The organism is Aliidiomarina sanyensis (assembly GCF_003987175.1).
In the GTDB taxonomy this organism is placed as follows: domain Bacteria; phylum Pseudomonadota; class Gammaproteobacteria; order Enterobacterales; family Alteromonadaceae; genus Aliidiomarina; species Aliidiomarina sanyensis.
On sequence record NZ_PIPM01000002.1, the window covers coordinates 104,946 to 124,359 of the forward strand.

The 19,414-nt window shown below is 43.5% G+C and carries 15 protein-coding genes; 10 read left to right on the plus strand and 5 right to left on the minus strand.

What is annotated here, in order from left to right; genetic code table 11:
• Positions 1-162: 162 nt before the first annotated feature.
• From CWE11_RS02780 to CWE11_RS02790, 3 genes are all read right to left on the minus strand, one after another.
• Entirely contained in the window at positions 163-2,802 is a 2,640-nt protein-coding gene (locus tag CWE11_RS02780; RefSeq protein ID WP_126776080.1) for a DEAD/DEAH box helicase family protein, read from the minus strand.
• A complete protein-coding gene (locus CWE11_RS02785) occupies positions 2,799-4,817 on the minus strand; it encodes a DNA methyltransferase (protein WP_126776081.1) in 2,019 nt (672 codons plus the stop codon). The genes CWE11_RS02780 and CWE11_RS02785 overlap by 4 nt, the downstream gene beginning before the upstream one ends.
• A 129-nt stretch (positions 4,818-4,946) precedes the next feature.
• Positions 4,947-5,372 carry a DUF2267 domain-containing protein gene (locus CWE11_RS02790; RefSeq protein ID WP_126776082.1) on the minus strand — a complete coding sequence of 142 codons (426 nt, stop codon included), beginning with the start codon at positions 5,370-5,372 and terminating at the stop codon, positions 4,947-4,949.
• Between the two features lie 207 nt (positions 5,373-5,579).
• On the opposite strand from CWE11_RS02790, the gene CWE11_RS02795 reads away from it, so the two are divergent.
• The 8 genes from CWE11_RS02795 to CWE11_RS02830 all read left to right on the plus strand — a co-directional run bounded on the left by CWE11_RS02795 (position 5,580) and on the right by CWE11_RS02830 (position 11,795).
• On the plus strand, positions 5,580-5,993 hold the full coding sequence (locus CWE11_RS02795; protein ID WP_126776083.1) for an antitoxin Xre-like helix-turn-helix domain-containing protein: 414 nt from the start codon (positions 5,580-5,582) through the stop codon (positions 5,991-5,993).
• Between the two features lie 28 nt (positions 5,994-6,021).
• A complete protein-coding gene (locus CWE11_RS02800; RefSeq protein WP_126756872.1) occupies positions 6,022-6,270 on the plus strand; it encodes a hypothetical protein in 249 nt (82 codons plus the stop codon).
• A gap of 170 nt (positions 6,271-6,440) precedes the next feature.
• A complete protein-coding gene (gene csrA / locus CWE11_RS02805) occupies positions 6,441-6,623 on the plus strand; it encodes a carbon storage regulator CsrA (protein WP_126756871.1) in 183 nt (60 codons plus the stop codon).
• Between the two features lie 41 nt (positions 6,624-6,664).
• Positions 6,665-7,198: a 3'-5' exonuclease gene (locus tag CWE11_RS02810; RefSeq protein ID WP_126776084.1), complete on the plus strand. Its 534-nt coding sequence runs from the start codon at positions 6,665-6,667 to the stop codon at positions 7,196-7,198.
• A 207-nt stretch (positions 7,199-7,405) separates the two neighbouring features.
• Complete coding sequence (locus CWE11_RS02815) at positions 7,406-8,059, plus strand: hypothetical protein (RefSeq protein ID WP_126776085.1); 654 nt, start codon at positions 7,406-7,408, stop codon at positions 8,057-8,059.
• 96 nt (positions 8,060-8,155) lie between these two features.
• Positions 8,156-8,806 carry a hypothetical protein gene (locus CWE11_RS02820; protein ID WP_126776086.1) on the plus strand — a complete coding sequence of 217 codons (651 nt, stop codon included), beginning with the start codon at positions 8,156-8,158 and terminating at the stop codon, positions 8,804-8,806.
• Between the two features lie 50 nt (positions 8,807-8,856).
• Complete coding sequence (locus tag CWE11_RS02825) at positions 8,857-10,842, plus strand: RNA-binding domain-containing protein (protein WP_126776087.1); 1,986 nt, start codon at positions 8,857-8,859, stop codon at positions 10,840-10,842.
• Positions 10,843-10,973: 131 nt separating this feature from the next.
• Complete coding sequence (locus CWE11_RS02830; RefSeq protein WP_126776088.1) at positions 10,974-11,795, plus strand: hypothetical protein; 822 nt, start codon at positions 10,974-10,976, stop codon at positions 11,793-11,795.
• Between the two features lie 721 nt (positions 11,796-12,516).
• On the opposite strand, the gene CWE11_RS02835 is transcribed toward CWE11_RS02830, so the two are convergent.
• A complete protein-coding gene (locus tag CWE11_RS02835) occupies positions 12,517-15,732 on the minus strand; it encodes a P-loop NTPase fold protein (RefSeq protein WP_126776089.1) in 3,216 nt (1,071 codons plus the stop codon).
• Positions 15,733-16,406: 674 nt separating this feature from the next.
• Entirely contained in the window at positions 16,407-17,273 is an 867-nt protein-coding gene (locus CWE11_RS02840; protein WP_126776090.1) for a YifB family Mg chelatase-like AAA ATPase, read from the minus strand.
• Positions 17,274-17,901: 628 nt separating this feature from the next.
• Here CWE11_RS02840 and CWE11_RS02845 point away from each other — a divergent pair.
• Positions 17,902-18,453: a hypothetical protein gene (locus CWE11_RS02845; RefSeq protein ID WP_126776091.1), complete on the plus strand. Its 552-nt coding sequence runs from the start codon at positions 17,902-17,904 to the stop codon at positions 18,451-18,453.
• A gap of 290 nt (positions 18,454-18,743) precedes the next feature.
• Entirely contained in the window at positions 18,744-19,337 is a 594-nt protein-coding gene (locus CWE11_RS02850; protein WP_126776092.1) for a hypothetical protein, read from the plus strand.
• Positions 19,338-19,414 lie beyond the last annotated feature (77 nt).

A 19,414-nucleotide genomic window follows, 5' to 3' on the forward strand; every position in this document is an offset into this window, starting at 1 on the left:
ATCCCACCCAGCTTTTATTTATAATTTGGTATCTGTTAGTGACCTGTATTATCGTCAGTTAAGACATTCATTGCGAATCTGCCCAGTGAATGACCATACGCATTGCAAGTCAGCTCGCTCGGATTTGAGTTCTCAAGGAAATTAGTATTCGGGCACAAAGGTTTATTCGCTCTCTTTAGTACCGACTATACTTTCTAGGCACTCACTAAACTCATTAATCCAAGGCGCAGCGTTATTAAAGAAAGGAAGACCAAGTATTCTGTAATCTCTGCCTTGAAAGATGACGTGCATCTTCGCCTCATAGTTAACTTGTTTTAGAAATTCCTGCTTCCATTTTTCCTGTTCCGCGAGGTGAAGACCTTTGGGTTCAATGAATAGCTGCATAACGCTTTCACTTTCCCACTCAGTGCGTCTTAGAAAGAGAATAAAGTCAGGCTCAAAAGCCTGCCCGCTCTCGAATGAGAATAGTTTTACCGCCTTGTCGTTTCGAAGTAGATGAAAATCATCATACAATCCTAGTAATCGATCAGCATGGTCATTAAGATGCCTGATGAAGTGCTTCTCTTGGTCGGTTCCGTAACAATCATCATAAGCATACCAGTCCTTGGTTGTCAGGTCGATCTGATCTAAATCTGGTACATTACTCTCGCCTTTGACCCAGCTTAATCCAGTCTCGCCTTCCATACGGAGTTTTAGTGTTTTGTCTATAAAGCATTCGCTAATTTTCTTAGGTTTAAATTCCTTTGTGCCTACATACTCAACACTCTCGCGTTTAATGCCGGTTTCGATTTGATTCAGAGTGTATTGCACAATAGATAGCTTTTGACGTGCTGTTAAATTATCTAAGTCTTCGGGCAGCCCACGCACGCTAACTGTTGCGCCACCAAGATATAAGTCGGAACTTATAAATTCCGAAACACTTGCGAGCTTCGGAAAGTAGTTCCGCAGATTTGTATAGTGAAAAAACTCGTTCGCATCCATGGCAGTACCCAGAATGGACTTGCTGAAATTTGCCACTACGAAATCGCGGGACACGGGTTCTGTGCTCGATCGTTTACGCTTTAACTCCCCACCACTAAAGGCTGAGGCTTCCGTTATCCGCCCTGTCATAAGGTTAGGATAGATAAAGTGGTTTTCGATTTTGTATGAATCGAGCCCCATCACGTCGTCGCGTGGGTTTCTCACCCGATCATTTACCCATACATGTTCAGACAAGTAAAACGCAGATTGTTTAAAACTTTGCTTGAGTCGCAGCTTCACGGTTCGGGCCGAGTCATCCAGCATCCCGGTTTCGCGAAGCGCGTTGCGTATATCCTGAATGTACTTCGGATTGTGAGAGCAGTGGTAATGTAACTCCTCCAAGATCCGCAGAGAAGTATCCAACGCGCTGTCGTACTTACGTTTTTCACGCGCTGCGTCTGGCTGATCTGGAGCTACAAAAGGGAAGTATCTCGCCCCGCGTCCGATCAACTGCGCTTCGGCCATAGTAGTCTTGCCCACCTTATTCGCCTTGCCATCGCGGGTATCGTACAACCGCACAATATCGAACAAGTTCAACACGTCCCAGCCTTCGTTTAGCTTATCAACTGCAAAGATGACCCGTATTTCGTTGTCGTGCTCCTCCAATGCGTTCAACTCAATCTGCCTACTTTCCAAATCCTTGGGGTTGTTGACATTTACCACCTTTTCAGGCGAAAAATCGCCTTGTAGCTCAAGGGCAAAATCCGCGCCGCTCATGGCCCGCGTGTCCATAATAAAGGTGAACGCCCTCGAAAGAGTTTCATCTCCCTCTGAAGCTTTTTTGAGCGTGTCCAGTGCCTCACCTGTCAGTTCAGCTACCATCGAAGTGAACGCAGCTTCGTTCTCTGCACTGTCTTTAATTGTCTTGGATTTCATCAAGATAACGGGCTTGCAATGGAGCCCATGTGCTTCGGCGACTTTACGGCGGTATTGGCTCAACACCACCGCCTGCATCATTCTATCTTTAGGCGGCAAGTCAGCTTGTCGAAGTTCAATGTCCTTAGAATAGCCTTCCTCACGAAATTGTTTAAGCGAGTAGTCGTAAAGTATCTTATCGTGGTACTTTTTCCGGATCGCCTCGTGGCTCAAATCCACGGTCGCAGTAAACTCCAACAACATGTTCTCAGGATGCTGACGGAAAATCTCGGACACTGTGCTTTCCCAGCTGGCCTTATCCTGGGCTTCTCCCTTGGTAAGGGTATTCTTGGTCTCGGCGTTCAAATGGTGCGCTTCATCCGAAATCATCACTACCTTGTAGTTACGGAAATCCTCGATGCTGACGGAGTTCTCTTTCGGGGCTTGGATCCGTGTGTGTAGCCCTTGAATTGTGGTAAAATGAATATTAATCGCATCGTTTGATACCGCGTCGAAAGTTTCAACTGCGCGTATCTCAACGGGTTTCTCATCGATCCGAACCGTAGGCGAGAAGAGGTGCTTTGACGATGCCGGATTCATAAAGTTTTCTTTGGTCTTCTCGATGATCTGGGCGGAATTCACAAAGAATAAGAAATTGCGATAACCGCGCCGATAGAGATCGAGGATCAGTGTCGCCATCAACACCGTTTTGCCGCTGCCTGTAGCCATGTGGAACAGCAGATGCGGTGCCTTAGGACGTCCATCATACTTGTCGATGTAGAAGAGCCAGCGCTCTATCGCTGCACGTTGATATGGACGTAACTTGATGTTAGACGCAAGGTTGGTCGTGATGTCGTCGGGGATGTCCGCCTTGAGCATCCCAAACTTAGCAACCGCATCTATCTGTTCATTGAGAGTCTGACTCATTTGTCCACCCCATAGAAAGAACGAGTCATACGAACGTTTTCATCGGAGATGTCGTAGTCTGCATCACCAAGCGATCCGAAGTTGACATAGAGATGGTTGGTGTCAAGGATATCCATCAACGCCTGCTTGCCATCCTCTAGAGAAAGCGCAGCGAAATCATCGGTGTTAAAACAGCTCAGGTCTGCGTCATAACGAATATATCCGGTGGCTTGGATGTCGGCATATATGATTTTGAGCTCCGCCATATCTGTGGCTTCCCGGATCCGGTCTGCAAAGGTAGAATTCGATGCCGCGAGTTCTGCATAGACAAACGAACCACCACCTTGCCAACCAACCGCTTTTGAAATGCCTCCCTGTTCACCCTCAATGACATTTTTAAGACGTTTGTCCGTCAGACCATTGACGTAGCTCATCTGCTCAATAGCTATCCACTGTCGAGACATTTTATGTGCCACTGCGCTTGTTGTATTTGAGCCCGCAAAGAAGTCCAAAACAATATCGCCAGGTACGGTCGAAAGCTCAATTATTCGCTTTAACAATGCTTCCGGTTTTTTACCTCTATTCAGGGTTACACCACCTTCATTTGCGAGGTCTGCTTTTGGTATCGAACGATGACTCCAAAATTGAGATACTTGATTTGTCTTGTTAACAGTGCCCTTTTCTTTGACGGCCGTATCCTTCAACCATGCTGTCACCGATTTGTTTAAATAATAGGAGGTGACAACCTTTCCCTTGTCGCGACCGCGACTAACGAGGTATTCAGCTGAATATAGCCCACTACTACATTTATCCAGAATCTGGTTTTGAAAGGTGTTCTCTTTTTGAACGCTTGTTGTTCTGAAGACTAAGTCGAACTTGTCAAATACTTCTTTGATTATCTCCGGCTTGCGATCATCAAAAGACCTCAGAGAGATCGTATCAATCTTAGCATTAGGGTGTTTCCTGATAATGACGTCCTCACCTGTGGCTGGGGATTTGAATTTTGTAACCAGCTCACTATCGCCCGCGTCAACGAAAACTTTGTTGTAGCGCTTCAATACTTCGAAATCTATTTCTTCCGATACGAAGCTATCATTAGTTTTTGATTTTCCCTTATCCTTTGCATAGAGCAGAATGAATTCATGAGTGTTGGTCAGGTGGGCACCGCCTTGCCCAAGTCCGCTAACGCCAGAACGCTCGTAAGCAATGCAAGCTATAAAGTTTTCCCGTCCCATCACTTCATCGAGAAGAACTTTCAAGTATGCGTGTTCAGAGTCATCTACCTGTATGTAAATATGCCCATCATATCTTAGTAACTCTCTAGCAACAGATAATCTGTTTTTCATGAAAGAGAGCCATGTTGAATGACGAAATCGATCGTTATATCTGAAGCTATCATCTCCAGTATTATATGGCGGATCTATATATATCAGCTTCACTTTGCCCGAATAACGGGCTTTTAGGGAATGTAACGCTAGCAGGTTGTTTCCTTTGATCAGCAGATTGTCGTCCTCCAAAATCTGGCCTACGGACTTAGCCTTGCCAGCTTCCACGGCTTCGGCATCCCAGCGCTTCCAGCCAGCCAACACCTTGGGCTCGAACAGACGCGTGATGTCGTCTGGAGCCAGCGTCGTGTTCCAAAACACCTCGTCGCGTTTAATGTCTTCTTTGGTCATACCGCCTTCCAGAACACAGTCTTTGTAGGGCCAGTCCAGAACTACTTCATGTGATTGACTCAAGTAGTTGCCTCGTCCGCCCGTGAGGCCAATACGGTTCTTGAAAGTGGTGTAGCTATCGGGCAGGAAAGCTTTATTAGACACAAAGTCTTGAAACTTAGTCTTATCAAAGACCATTGCTCCCCCAACTTCAGTAAAAAAATGAGCCTTGATAGTCTCGGATTCTAAAAGAAGTGCTAACAACCGAACATCCATTTTAAGCGCAGCTTCGATCACCGAATTCTTGAGAATCGCCCCATCCGAAATGAAAGACTGGTCTCTGTGCAAGAGATCTTCGAGTTCTTTAAGTAAATTTTGCAAGATTAAATTTCCATTTTGTTTAAAAAGGCTTTGTAAATGCCATATTTATATCACAGAGTTGTAGTAAAGCGACTGATTCGCACGAGGGCGCGAATGATCCTATTCACAAATTAGTTCTGATTGAAAGACTTAATCACCCCTATAATAAATCAACAGAGTTCTTGCTTCAGAAAACCTGCTTATTGCGCTTTCGTCAACTTGCCAGGACTTGAATGCCTCGCCCCCAATCTTACGCAAACATGCATCATCGGGCGAAAAGTTGTGTTGATTTCGGACGCTTTTAATTTCCTCAAGCAAAGAGCCTTCATCGGCAAATTCTCGCTTCTCTTCATATGGATCCCAATCGGCTACAAATAGCGCTCGAATGCCCGTGGGAAGATGGTTTGCAAATATGATTGCATCCTCTAATTTGAGCCGTCGCCTAAAAGCTTCTAGAACCCCTACAACCATATTCCAAGCCATATTTGTGGTTTGGAGGTCTGCTACATCTCTTGCATCGAGCATGAAATTTTCGAATTGCTCAGTCGCATGATAGTAATTTCTCGGTACCGGCATTTACGTCACCACTTCATTAAAGCTGATACTGTTAAAACCAATCTCTGAACTGCAAAGGCCTGTTAATTATAATGGATTATTCAAACATGAGTAACTGGGGTGAGGCTGCTCGAAAAAGCCTTAATGATAGCGATGTTATCGCACTATTGTTGCCGTTCCAGCATAATAGTTCTAAGGTATCAATGTGTTTTCTTGGGGACTAGGCGAATGAGTTACGCTCTAAGTGTAAATCCGATAGTGTTCAAGGAGCGCAACAACGCTTACACATTGAACGATGACCAAGTGGCCGTTTCCCGGTTTAAACGCATTCTTGAGGAATGGGGCGTTCAACCTGCGCTTTGGGCAAACATCCTAGTAGGCATTTCAATTCAAACGATAGAGGCTCCAGAGCAAAAGCTCGACCAACGGTTAACGCCGGACCAAAGAGAGCGCCTATTTCTAGTTGCAAGTTACGATGACGCATTAAAAGCTCTTTTTCTCCAAGAGCAACACCGCAGAGAATGGATACAAAACAAGCACCAATCACTGGATGGGTATTCGCCTTTAGACATTTTAACGTGCGGCTCGCTACTTGCGATGGATGAACTCAATGACTATCTACAAAGAATTATTCGCTCTTGAATTTCAGCATTCAATCTGAGGCGTTTGTATGAAGAAAGAAACAAATCAAGCAACTACCGTTATCGAAGATATTATCTGCGACATCTGCGGCGAGAGCGTCATACCCAATGTACTAAAGAAACATCTTAAAAACGCCAATGACTTTTCTGACTATGCCAAGCTCACAGCATCCTTTGGCTACGGCTCAAAACGTGATGGTGAGCGCTTTGACTTCGATTTCTGCGAGTCGTGTTTCGAAAAGATTAGAGCAAAAGTGAGAGAGTTACAGGGCAAGTAACTGAGGATATAAAAGCGAAGCTGGTCGAGAGAGAAGTACCATAAATCAGCGATTGCTTACAAGTTACCCTATTGAGCGAGCTCTAAATTTACACTAGGCTTAAACGCACACTGATGCCGCGTATATTAAGCCGCTGACATCGGAACACAAACCTAAGCAATGGAGGCTTTATGTTAATTCTAACAAGACGAATCGGCGAAACCTTAATCGTGGGTGATGATATCACCGTCACTATTCTGGGTGTAAAAGGCAACCAAGTGCGCATAGGTATTAATGCACCAAAAGATGTGCCTGTGCATCGTGAAGAGATATACACCCGAATTCGTAACGAAGAACCTGAAAAAACCGGTTAGATTTTATCGACTTCCAACTGAAGCCCGCTGAGAAATCTTTGATGGAAAAGCCCTTTCTAATCGTAGACCTTGAAGCAACATGCTGGGACGGCAACGTCCCCGAGCATGAGCGCACTCAAATAATAGAGGATATGGAAATTATCGAGTTTGGTTGCGTTATTACCGATAGAAACGGAACTATCTACGATTCTTGCTCTTTCCTTGTGCGCCCAGTCCTTCATCCGCAGTTAAGTGGCTTTTGCACGTCATTAACCAGCATTGAGCAAACTCAGGTAGATAAGTCACCTACCTATGTAAACGTCGTGCCGAAAATCGATTCATGGCTTGAAGATTTTAATGTCGAATTCTGGGGCTCATGGGGTAACTACGACAAGAATCAAATTCAAGTCGAGTTTGAGCGACAGAAGGTCGCACCTAAGTTCTTTTCATTAAAGCATGTAAATCTGAAAAAACTATGGCGAAAGGGAAAGCCGGGCGGTCGTTCCTCAGGATTGAGAAGCGCACTTAAATACCATGACTTAGAGTTTGAAGGCACTTACCATCGAGGCATTGATGATGATCTTAACATTTCATGATCGATGTCGAAAATCGACTGGAATAAAGTCAATGAAGGCGTTAAAAGTCCGAAACATCAAAACCCTTGATTACTCTTGCAAGTAAAACTCGCTAGAACCTGCAGGTTGGTAGTTCATCTTTGTGGATACGATATGATTAGAAACCTTTACTGTCCTTATTGTCGCGGGTTACTCAATGAAGAGCCCAACTCACCAAAGAAGAGCTCTGTGGAACACATGATTCCTAATGCCGCTCTTTCACGGAAGCGCGGTAAAGGTGATGGTGACTTTTTCGCCTGCCGAAAGTGCAATGGCCACAAAAGTAATATGGATTACGTAATAGGAGTTATCTCGAAATCTCAATCTGCTAACAGCAATCTAGTCGTTGATAGCTTGACTCGTGCAAGTACTCAAACAGATGGTCGTGAAAAGCGTTTTTTGGATATGATGAGAACAGCTGTTCGTAAGCCAGATGGTAATATTCATTTAAAAATCCCAATCCATGCGGATGACCTTATATCCTATATGCGATACCTCGGAATGGGGCAGTATTTCAAGATTCACAAAAGACCTTTCAATCCTGAACGTTACGTGATGCATTTAGAGTTTATCAATAAGCAGGTGACACAGACATTCCAAGCGTCTTATCAGGATACTCATCATTCCAATCCGTTTTTGGACATTCAAGAAAACCCTCATGCTGAGGTTATAGGCGATGGAGAAGTGATTATCTGGTACAAAAAAGATGCCTACCTTTTTCTATTTCACCATTATGTTGGTTTCTTAATTGATATCAAAAAGCGCTGTCGCAGGCACGTTGCGCGAGCAGAGCAAAAGGAAGCTTATATTCGAAAACACTTCAGGTACGGCAAGTTGAACTAGGTAGGTTTTGCGAAATGAGCTTTCACTCAATAAATTATAAGATCTTACCAACCGGTCGCCGCCAAGAATTAATTTTAACTCAGTTTGGAGAAGCTTTTGAGAGAGTCAACAGAGCGACAAGTTTTAGAGAACATGCAGAATGATACCCGCTTGGCCAAAAGTCGTAGAAACTTGCTGGCCGTTTCAGCGGTGCTTATCGTTATGACATTCGCTGGAGCAAGTCTCACGCAGGTTAATGGTTTGATTTTTGAGTTAACTTTTGACAGTCCTGAGCGTTTACTCACGGTACTATGTATTGCCTCTATTCTGCTTACAATTCGTTATTACAATCATGCATCAAAATATCATTCGGCTATTAGAGAGCGATGGACAAAAAGGCTAACTCATGACAATCGTGTAATATCGAAGCATGAGCACACTGATGAATGGGACGGCATTGCCTACTTAATCGCCCCAAGCGAAGCTGATTATGACCACCCTTCGGGCGAGTACCCCACCCTAGATTTCCATCCGCAATACTTTTTCAACGCCGAGTTTGAATACGCAATTGATGTTTCACATGACGTAATTATCCGACGAGTCAATATCCGAGAATTATGGAAAGAATCTAAACGTAAGTACTTGTTAGTGCTTGGGTTGATTCTAAAGTATTGGTTCGACGAACAACTTAACGAACCTGATTCCCTCTTCCTCTTCTCGCCGTACTTACTCAGTATAGTTGGCGTAATGCTCTATCTTTGTATTTAGAGTATGCTTGGCTTAGTAGGTAACGAATAAATTTGGAGCTGCAAAGACTTATGCGCATAGATAATGAGCTAACAATTATTTCCGAACTTAAAGAATCAAATGAACTTGAATTTAAGCGTGCGCAAAGTGAGCTCCCTACTGACTTTTGGCCAACCTATAGTGCTTTTGCTAACACAAATGGCGGAATCATTTTACTTGGTATTACAGAAATTGGAGCAGGTAAACATAAGTCTATCGAAGTCACTGGCGTGAAAAATCCTGAGACGATTTTAAAGCAGCTTTTTGACCAACTAAATAACTCACAAAAAGTCAGCTGCAATCTCCTGACAGATGAGAGTGTCGAAAAAATCATCATTGATGAGAAAGTGATATTAAAAATATCTATCCCGAAAGCTGACCGAAAACTGAGACCTGTTTTCATTAAGCAGAATCCCAAGCTTGGCACATACGTACGTCACCATGAAGGCGATTATCAGATCACTGGCGAAGCATTGCAAAGAATGTATGCAGAACAAGGCAGTGAGTCGAGGGACGCGCAACTACTTCGCAAATTCGATTTAAGTGATCTCGATAAAGATACATTACAGCGATACCGCCAGCAATTCTCCAGCAGAAATCCAGAGCATCCATTCAATGGCTTAGAGAATAAAGAGTTCCTTCGACAGTTAGGTGGGTGGAAAATTGACCGAGAAACTGGGGAGGAAGGGCTTACACTAGCTGGGCTCCTAATGTTTGGACGCGCAGCGAGTATTAAAGACCATCTAAGCCATTTTCATTTAGACTACCTTGAACGAGAGGAAGCTGACCGTACTTCCAGGTACATCGATAGGGTTACAATAGACGGCACTTGGTCAGGAAATCTTTTTGATTTTTACCTTAAAGTTTACCGTAAGCTAACTGAGAATCTGAAAATAACATTTCGCATTAAAGAAGGCACTCGGAGCGACTCTAGTCCTGTCCACGTAGCAATTCGCGAGGCATTGGTAAACACCCTAGCGCATGCAGACTTCGCATGCACAAAACCCGTAACTGTAGTTAAGAGGCCTGATATGTTTGGCTTTCGGAATCCCGGGTTGATGCGAATTCCTATTGAAAGAGCAATTGAAGGCGGCTTGTCAGATTGCCGCAACTCTAATATACACGATATGTTCCGAATGATCGGGCTAAGTGAGCGGTTGGGGAGTGGTGTTAGTTCAATATACCGAAGTTGGTCAACACAACACTGGCAACCTCCAAAGCTATACGAGATGTTAGATTCCGAGCAAACTTTGTTGGAGCTCCGAATGATAGAGCTCGTGCCTGCAGAGATTCTAGACGAGCTCTATCAGCGTTTCGGAGAGAGCTTCCATACTCTTAGCTCTCTTGATAGAACAATCATCGTCACAGCAGCATGCGAGAAATGGGTCAATCATGAACGAGTAATGCAACTGACTTCTGAGCATTCTAGAGAAGTTACGTTAGCTCTGCCTCGCTTAGAGAGGAACGGCTTTCTCACTTCAACAGGGTCTCAAAAAGCTAAGTTCTATACATTACCAGGCGAGAGCGTCGCAACTGTTGACGAGATCTTCCAAGGCTCCCAAGCCTCGCGCCAAACCTTCGAAGGTAGCTCCGAAGGTTTGAATGCTAGCTCCGAAGGTTTGAGTTCATTAGGGAGTCATTCTAACGGTGAAGGTGACGTAAGCACTCCTCCGAGAGATTCATTTGGAAGGCTAATCATTGAGGGATTAGATAAGCCGTTCATAGATGATTTGAATGAGCTACATGGAGAGTTCCGAGAAAATCTCTACCAAATTGCTCAAAAAGCTCATCAGACACGAAAATTATCAAAAGATACAATGCACGAACTAATATTAAAGTTATGCGAGGAGCAATACCTATCGAGAACTGTCCTAGCAACGCTACTTTCACGCTCACCTGATGCTTTGAGACAAAGCTACTTAACTCAAATGATCAGAAATGAAATCTTATATTACGCTTTTCCACAACAGCCTACGCATGAAAAGCAAGGATATATAGCAAGTCCTAAAAAACAGTAGTAACTTATCGGAAATAAGCAATGACGACGCACCACTTACCGATCTCATAGCACCACAGACTATACAATTTTCGACCGAGAGAGCCAAAACGCAAGCTTTTAATATTTATAATTTGAAAGAGAGTGAATTAAATGTCTGAAGACAAAGCTAGAAATTTCCTCAATCAAAATGTCTTTCTCGGACTTTTGTTCGGATTTATTTTATTAGTAGCAAGTATTGTCCTCTTCGTGTATCTCATGGCCTCAGAGCGCACATTTACCGCTAATCACGAGCATATTTATTGGTTCGCAGGTATCTTCAGCGGAACCTTTGGAACTTTGGTCGCAGCGGTTGCTGCTATTCTTTTTGCAAAAAGCTTAGAGCAAATCAATGAAAGCAATAAACTACTTGCTGCGAGTGCTACCGCATCAAATAGGGCTGTCACAGAAAACACAAAAGCGTTCCAACTCAACGAGTATCGTTATGCTATAAAAGCCATAACAGATCAGATTCTTCAGAAGAACAAATCAGTAAAAGTTTGGCAGCCAGAAGGGAACGATAAGAACCCTCTCTATAATATTAATATTGAAGTTAAAACGAACTTTTGGGACCTGTTTCACGGCTCACTTTCCGCGCTCTACCCAGGAATTGATATTGAACGTGTCATTGTAGCTCAAGCTGGTTGGGCTGATTTATTCGATAAGTTAGACGATGAAGATAAGAGCGATTTGATTTCATTTGGGAAATTATTAGCAAGACAAAGAGCTTTAATCAAAGAATACATACACCTTGGGGGCAACCCTTCAATCTATCTGGACGATATCGAGAACTCCGAGTACTCGGTAAAATACCTAAATAAACCATGCAAATTTTATAACCCCCCTCCCTTTCTAGACAGACTTCCTCATGTTTTTTGCTCCGTTTACACGGCCTCAATAGATCTAGTCGAAACAATTGATAGACTCACGGAATGAGTTCTTCCCTAAGAATGGTCACATGACACCCAGAGAAAGTTTGCTATCATTGGAGTTGTTAAACAGGTGATACAAGAGTTTTAGAGTTTATGAGAAATATAAACGTCCAAATCGAAGACTGCTTTTGCACTATAAAAGTTCCAAGTGATCAATGTGAACTTACAGAAATGAAACTTACAAATGGAGAAAATCTAGAGGTCTGGTGTAATTCGACAAGTCGTTGTTGTAGCATGAAAATACAAGAGTTAAATAGTGCGCACATAAAACTAAAAAACTCATGTGGTTATTATTCAGATACCCATGTTATATATTTTTAATTATTTGCAGAGCGGTATAACTACTACACCCAGTTAGGTAGAGAGCTTTTTGATAATCCATCGCGCGACATGCGTCAGCGAAACTATAAAGTTGCGCCCGCACCAAGTCAATTGGATCATGTTTGAGCTCTATTCTGAAAGTTTGACATTGTCTTCTCGGGATAAAGCATTTGCAAAATCGGATTTCGGGAAAGCTGTTCTAAAGAACCAAGTTTAGCCATTTCACTTGAATTTTAACCATTCTAAAATACAACTCTTGCCTGTTGCTGCTCTTGAAGTGCTTAATTTACTGGACTTACAGGCTTCCTCGTTTAAAATAATTTGTTAGCGCTTATTGTGGGAATTTAGCATTTATTGTGGAAATTGACACATTGGTCCTATTTTAAGGGATGCTTACAAAGTGATTACGTATCTTCTTCGTTGACTAATCGTTCTTGAATTAACTTATGATTTGCAATGCTGGAGAGGTGCGCTTTTATTTTATTGTTGTTGTTTAAAAGTTCGATCAATTCATCTAGCTTTTCGCTACTCCATTTACTCAAATTCGCGTCTTGAGAGTCTAGCCACTTTAAAAACCCTTCATCATCTCGTCCGACTTGTAAAAGATATAAGAGTACTTCCGCGGCCTTTTCAACATCACTAAAATCAAATGTGATCTCAACTCCAAAGTGGCTCACTAGCATGATTTTGTAGTCCGGTGGGTAATTATGAATATTGAACACGGATTGAGCCGCCGAAATCACACGCCGACGACTAGGACCAGTTAAGATCTCTACCAGCATGCTGAGCCATTTTTTTTCTGCAGTTTTTAATCGCTCCTTATCTGAAATAATGGTTATAATTGCAGCGGTTAAATTGCCACATTGTTTGAATGATTTTCCTTTTTGCAAAAAGCAAGCTGTAACGAAGTGTCTGATATTCTCATGCGGAATTTTTATTTGGCTTTCCCACCATGCTTCATTTTTCGCGCCTAACAGGTTGCGTATATGTTCTGCGAACGCATCTCCCGATGGGCTTTCGCTCACCGCATCGATAAAGCTCTTGGGCGCACTTAGTACGTGAGGGAGTGTTATATCTGTCACATCCCAGCGCTTCAGCCAGAGTAGAATCTCTTCGCTTGGCAATTGGGATAACAATAACAACTCAAATTTTTCGATCGCATCTCCAATGACTAGAGTGTCCACTTTGTCATCAATGATTAAAACCTTTAAAGCTCTTGCTACAGGGACTAAATGATCTTCTAGGGCCAATTCCTGATATACGTCTTCCAACGAGCACTGACTGGCTAAACAAGATGCTAAATAAGCATAGTCAGTCTGATCTTCGCTTCTTACGTCCTGCGGAGGCCTTTGTTTAGTTATTAGGCAAACCGTAATAATTTGAGCCCACAGCTTTGATTTTGCGTCTTCATTGGTAAGGCTCTGTAATTGTTTCAGCATTTCTCCAATTTGAACCTGAGTCCATGCCACTTTGAAAATATTTCGGGTAAGTCTTTCTGGATCCTTGTCAGCGTCTGAGATTTTGACAAGCGGCTGAGGTTTTTTTGATTCGAATCGCTCCCAGCTCAATCGATACGACGTTAAAATATGCTCAAACAGTTCATTAGTGTGTTCAGCTATCGCAGCTAAGGCAGTCCCATCAGATTCATCATAGGGGACTTGGTCTAACTCATTGAGGAGAGCAATCGCCTGCTCTTCCTCTAACTCGATATCCTCGATACTCCAATAAGGTGTCTTGTTTCGATTAGGCCATAATAGGGTGACATAAGTCACGGCATTAAAATCCGAAATAATTGACGGCATTACTTTGAGAATGGTGCTTAGCGTATATAGTAGCTCAAGGTTTTCATCTTGAATTTTATGGGCTTTATTGTTCAGTGAATTGTATATTCTAAGAAGTTTTGCGTCCGATACTTGATAGCCGGCTTTGTGAACGGTTTGCCATGCACTTGTGTATTTAACGCTGTCATTTAACTCCTGCGAATCAGATTTTGTTTTGTCATTAATTACCGGTAAAAACTTGCTCATCCAGACATGCCCCGACTCTTGAGTGGCTTTATCCTCAAGCATGTGTGCGGCTGTTACAACAATATCTTCCGTGCCAATCTGATCAATCGCATCCTCTAAAATGGATTCATACCCTAGAATCCCTTGCTTGCTCAACAGTGCTTTAGGTGCGTTCTTACGTAAAGCACTTTCTATTGGTTTTATAAGAAACTCACTTTCCGCGATTTCATAGCTTGTTTGAAAGTGTATTGACGCTAAATCCAATGTAATGTCCTGAAGGGGAATACCACTCTTTAGCACTTTCATGCTTTGAACGATTCTGTCGTCTACTACCGAACTTCTTGGCACTTCAGCCTCTGCGTAATCACTAGCTACTTGATCGAGAGGTATGCCGCCTAAGTAAACGGCCAGGTAATAATAAAATGCAGTGGCGGATTTTATTTCCTCTGCTTCTAATAGCATTGAACTCACAACCAAATTAACAAGACGCTTAAGGTATCGTGGCGTTATTTCATCGTCATCTCCGGTCCAAATGCCAATCAATTTTGTCGCCATGTCAACTTCAATTGTTGGCATTTTAGGTATAGATTCTTGAGCCATTCGCTCAAGCTCTTTTCTCCAGTCGGCAGTGACCAGTGGTGAAACTCGGAACGTGATCGGTATTCGTTTCGAAATAAACTCTCTCCCGATGGCAGCATGCTCTTGTTTGGCTTCTTTATTCAAGATGGCTTCTACATGGACAGCAGAATAGGGAATTAAAACTTGTATTTGCGTATTCGCAATTGACTTGAAAACATCAATATCACTCCAGACTTCCCGTAGCTTGTCATCTGTCACTCGATCAATATTGTCTATCACCAAAATGATTTTGACATCTTCTTTGAGTGAGTGTTGAAATTCCTTTAATGCTTCCTCAAGCTCGTAGGGCCCTACTTCGCGCGTAATATCGAATGTCTCACTAACTCGGTCGCTACCGGTACGTTTGAATAAGTTTGAGATTGATGGGATGTTTAATCTTTCTACTTTTAGGTAGGAGAGGAAGAGAATCACAAACGGCGATAGGAAAAAGAAAACTGCTAGACCGTGTTTAAAGCTGGGCTCGTGGCTTTCACGTAAAACGACGAACTCTAGAAAATATCCTAAACCTGTCAAACCGTCTCTTGCAGCCCCAACAGCAAATAAGACAGCAATTGCAAATGCGATTGTCCAAGCGCTGAAATGGCTGTTGACGTCGATGCTGTAATCGAGTTTATTGCCTAAGGCGATTTGTTTTGCTTTAAGTGCTCTCTCAGTGCAGCCTGGTTTAAAATGGCGGTTTATATTGTCATAGATAGTCTCGATTAGTGCTTTTTTTGTGGCGCCATGCTGATATTTTTCAACATTAAAATCTATGATCTCAAAAGTCTTGTGCTGAGGATTACCCTCTAATTTCTGACGTATTAACTCAATAACGGTGCTTTTCCCGGATCCGAGCGGCCCCTCAATACCAACTATATTTATACCATTATCTTCAGTTAGAGTGTCACATACAGCGCTCGCAGCGCGTTGATGTCCGCCTCCTAAAAATCGGTCTTCTGCTGACGGAGATTCATCCTGAAATCGATATTTATTCATTGGTTTACTGGCTCCATGTAAAGAATATGGCGTCGATGCTGATGCATGGTTAGAGGTCTGTTGCTCAACAATACGTTATTACGAATTGAATTTGTAGATTTTTAAAGCCTCTCCCGGGCACCGATCAAATGAGCGCTTTGATATTGCTTGTTCATACATTGTGACACCAGTCTAAATGGAGTTCGAATTCAATCTTTAACGGTCCTCATCTCGAGTGCTGAATGAGGTAGGACTCATCGTTGCTTGCTGAAAGAAGTTTAAAGGGGACTCCAACCAGACAACCATCTGCGCTTCGAGTCGCGATCGCTTCGCCTGAAAGTTTGGCACATACCAAAATCCCTATCGCTCAGATATTCAATAGAAAGTCTTTCGATGGAGATATAGGGAGACCCGAGCGGCTCCGTGCGGTGACTATTGTGCATTTTATTATTCTTGTGAGACTCGTTGAGTTGGGCTACGTCTCGTCCCATCATTTTTTTCGATCTATGCCGACGGTGGTATCAATGGTATCGACAGTATCTGTATGTGGATCATGCGGAGATGGACCAGTAGTAATTCCCCACGTATTTCGCTCTATCGCACCTGTTGTGAAAGTTAACAGCAATTGCAGATAGCATTGAATAGACAACATAGCACAACGATACCCATTATCATCTATTTCGCCTCATTATCATTTATTTTGCAATCTTACAGCCACCACCCACCAAAGCGGCTGCAGAACACGAATGATGAGGGCTCCGAAATGGCCGCAAGCGCCAACGCTCGGGCGCAAAAGAAACTCCGGATAAAGACTCGATGGCCGCCACTTCCAATGCTTGGCTTTCATTGAGCGGCGGCATGAGCGTCGCGAGCCGCTGGGCGAGCATGGTTTTTCCCGTCCCGGGAGGCCCAACAAAAAGCACATGATGACCACCTGCGGCGGCGATCAAAAGTGCCCGCTTCGCAATCGGTTGCCCTCGCACATCTTGCATATCTCCGGCTTTCGCCGGAATGTAGTTCAATTCACAGGGAGTCACCTGAGGCAAGGCCTCGTACTTTTGAAGATGTCGTACAGCCGCGAGTAGTGAACTCACCAATAACGCGTTGGGCTCACGTAAAAGCGCCGCTTCCTCTCCGTTACCGGCTGGGATAATCCCCTGATGACCCGCCGCTTGACATGCTAAAAGGGCGGGTAGCGTCCCATGCATTGGTCGGATCGCGCCATCAAGAGCAAGCTCACCAAAGCACTCCAATCCCGCAAGCTCTGACTCATCGAATTCCTCACTGGCTGCGAGGATACCTAGGGCAATGGCTAAATCGTATCGTGCGCCTTGTTTCGGTAATTCCGCAGGAGATAAGTTGATCGTAATCTTTGCAGAAGGGAACGTCATTCCGCTATTGAGAATTGCTGTTCGCACTCTATCCTTCGCTTCGCGAATGGTAATTTCCGGCATGCCAATAATCTGAAAAGCCGGCACACCACGCGCAACATTCACTTCAACGCGAATTAACGGTGCATCCATACCCATTTGTGCTCGCGTCAGCACCACCGCAAGTCCCATAAACGACTCCTCTTTCATCCATGAAAACTGAGACTAAGAGTGTAGAAGGGTTGCAACGCCACGAGTAGTACCCATGCAGGACTTCCGCGAAAGCTTACACCTTTCTTATTCTTGGGTACTTCGGTCGCTCCCGACTACGTAGTTCTCAACTAGAAGAGCTACTAACTCATCCATATTATCCATCGCGCCTTCCAGTTCTAGGAACTCCAATAACTCATGATGCTTGCCTTGGGCCTTCAATGTCGGCAAAGTGGTCGGTCAGCGAAGTCAGGCTCATCGGGGCTCTCCGTATAAGAGAGTATATGATCACGACTGGAACTGATCGTCAAATCAATCATTTAGCAGCTCAAGTGCTCAATAGATGTTCGCGATCCAACCATAGGTTTCTGCGACGCTTACTTCTCAACGACTAATGTAGCGTGGAACGCTTTTTTGTGCGGACACCTAAGAAATTTATTTACATCTCAAGAGAAAATGTGACTTTTATGAATAGTGAGCTTATAAAGTACACGTGAAAATAATCTCTTCAGTAGGGGCTCAGGTAGAAAGTAAAAAATGTTTGACTTTTCTACTTCCCACGGTAGCTTATAATATTCAAAATGATCAATCGGGAAATTAAGGAGCGTATATGACACGGAAGAATATTTTGTTAAGCATATTGTATATGGTGTTTATTCTAAATTTCACCAGTGCAAGTGCAACCAGCGAAACGACCGATTGTGTGGATATTAAAGCTCTGAATTCTGTCATTACAGACTTAGAGTCATCCAATGATTTCATGAATTGTTTTAGTACAAATGAAATCCCGCAAGGGAATGAAATTGTATTCAACGTAGTATCTATGAATCAAGCAATCCCATTTAAAGTATTGATTTACGATATGAGTGGAAGCACTGCCGTTGAAATAAAGCAACTAAATTCACCATCGGGTGAAACAATTCAGTATCAATCAACGGTAGAGGTATCGAGAATTGGCTTTCGTGTCGTTCCTGCATCGAGTGTCACTGCGGATGTGCGAATGACATTGGGCTTCGGGATAACTGAGAATGCCGGTGGTATCTTTTTCATAAATTTAGACTATGCTCCAGACGACACTGGTGGAGGCAGCGAAGCGCTGTCCACTTCCCCCTACTCATCCATGAAGCTCTCTAGCTTAGAGCGGGCTACCGATTCCTTCTAGCACTCGCTACCTATTTCCGTGAAAGCGTACAATGTAGTGGTCGAGGCTGGCTTTTGAAGCCCTACCGGCGCGTTCTTCTCGCAGCTGCTTTACCGATTTTCTAAGCGTGGAATACCCAACGCACATGGCATCGGCGGCTTCCGTGTGAGAATACCTTTGGTCGACGACTAACCGTGCTATTTCCAGTCTAAATGCCGGGTTGAAGTTAGGGCGGTTCTTCTGTGTCACTTTGTCACCTAATTTTGCTATGCTGTCATCATGACAGCCCTAATCAGGTGGCCAAATTCACTATGCCACTGCAGAAAACTTCCCCTTGCAGCCAAAATAAAGAACTTAAAATTATGAAATTAAAAAATCAGATTTATGCATTCACTCTAGCCATTTATATCGCCAGTATTACAAGCGGGTGCAGTAGAGCAGGCATTGATGTAGAACAAGAGATAGAACGTTTTCATAAACATCGAGAGTCTTTTGAGACACTCTCGAAATTAGGCTGTGACGCTCGAGAAGCAATGAATAGCAGATTTTTCCGTTACCCAGTTGATGTAAGCGGTAATGAACCAGAGCCAGCGCGAAAAGCCTTTAATGATATGAGGAGACAACTGAGATCTATTGGATTAGATAGCGTCATACTTCGTCGTTTTGAGGGGATTGAGTGCTCTTTATACGTGGGAATTTCTGGTAGTTCATTTCTTGGTGAGGGATATAATTTCGGCTACTGGTACCAACCTGAAAGCCTTGGGAACTACGAATACACTGAGGGTTTTTTTAGCTCGGAAAATGTGGAGTACAGAGATGCGAATCGAGTGCGAGGCGAAGAACCTGTAAAGTTCTCGATTGAGTTAACCGGTGGTTGGTATCTTCAATACTACCGTTATCCGTAAAGCGAATATCAAATCACAGGTTGCCACCCTTTCGATTGGCCGCTTTCACTTTAATCATGGTCGTTGCCAACTACCGA